Below are 1,336 nucleotides of genomic sequence, written 5' to 3'. Positions count from 1 at the left end.
GAAAGCGCACCGGCTCAGCAACCGCTTGCCGCTTGATCATGCTCTGCCCCCGCATACACCAGAATTGACATTAACTCGGGGTTCGCCTACGGCCAGCCGTCAAGCCGCGCCTTCAGTGTCGCCAGGGTCGTCCCGGAAACGCCGGCCAAAGGTCAGTTCCGTTGACCCGGATGTTGGGATCTCATCGTGATGTTCCTCCCTTCGCGATGTATCCTCTTCAGTATGTCGCGCCACCGGCCCGGTTGCGTATAGCAAGAATCAGACCCTCAACGAGGCGAAGCAGGCGATGACGACTCTGAAAGGTTCGCGCGGTCGCGCGACGCTGTCGACGCTGGTTTCCGCGTGTCCAGCCTCCGTGCGCCCGCATACTGCGGCACTTGAGCACGAATTTCGACGCTCGGAGAATGCCTGCGTTCAAATTAGCTAACAAGCGGTGTCGCGCATAAACGTAGTGCGCAATCGATGGTTTTTTCTGTGAGGTATCGAGGGGGGAAGCGGCCATGAAAATCCTATGGGTCGATGACCACGAAATTCTCTGCGTTGCTCTTTCCGAATATGTCCAAACACACGCATCGGAGTTGAGCGCAGTCCCAATCGAAGTCACACCCGTATTCACGCTTGCCAGCGCGCTTGAAGAAATGAGCAAGGCACCTCCCCCAGACCTCGTATTCCTGGATCTCAATCTGGACGGTGAGAACCGTGGCGCCACGACGCTGGAACATTTTCAGGCTGGCAATCCATCCAATGTTCCCGTGGTCGTCTGCACGGGGCTCGCTCCTGGAAACGATGATGAAGTTGAAATCTTGCGAATGTGCATGCGTGACTACGCTGCTCGCGGAATCATTTTGAAGGGCGGCGCACACAAAAAAATGTTCATTGGACTGAGCAGGATTTTAGGAGGTGAACTCTGGATTCCGGAAGAAGTCCTGATGCGCTTTGCCTGCCCGACGCAAGCGCCTTCAGCTATCCGGAATCAGCATCATCTTGGACTCTCTCCACGAGAGTGGGATGTGGCGCGTTGCATTGCAGGTGGCCTCTCGGGAAAACAGATCGCAAGAGAGCTTAACGTCACCGAGGGACATGTCAGGCAGGTTTCCTGTGTTATTTACGACAAACTTCGAGTCAGAAACCGCGTTGAAGCCGCACTCAAAGTCAATGCCGAGCTGGCCGGCGGAGGTGGGCCAGCTAAGGGACTGCCGTGAAGATCTCTGCGACACCGCGCCTTACGTCCCACCGCAATCAATTTCACCCGCCTTCGGTCGATATTTTGGGCTTATGTTTTGCCAGCAAGGTCAATAAGGTGTGTTCAGAAACCGGTTTCGACAGAAGCTTCATG

The 1,336-nt window shown here is 55.5% G+C and carries 1 protein-coding gene; it reads left to right on the top strand.

Going from position 1 to position 1,336, the window contains the following annotated elements; translation table 11 throughout:
• Positions 1-500: 500 nt before the first annotated feature.
• Positions 501-1,202, top strand: coding sequence for a response regulator transcription factor (locus EVC45_RS44670; protein WP_129964371.1), 702 nt, complete (start codon positions 501-503; stop codon positions 1,200-1,202).
• The last annotated feature ends 134 nt before the right edge of the window (positions 1,203-1,336 follow it).

The sequence above is a fragment of the Paraburkholderia sp. UYCP14C genome, assembly GCF_004197395.1.
Taxonomy (GTDB): domain Bacteria; phylum Pseudomonadota; class Gammaproteobacteria; order Burkholderiales; family Burkholderiaceae; genus Paraburkholderia.
Note: the sequence above shows the minus strand (reverse complement) of the source record. Positions and strands in the feature narration are given on the sequence as shown.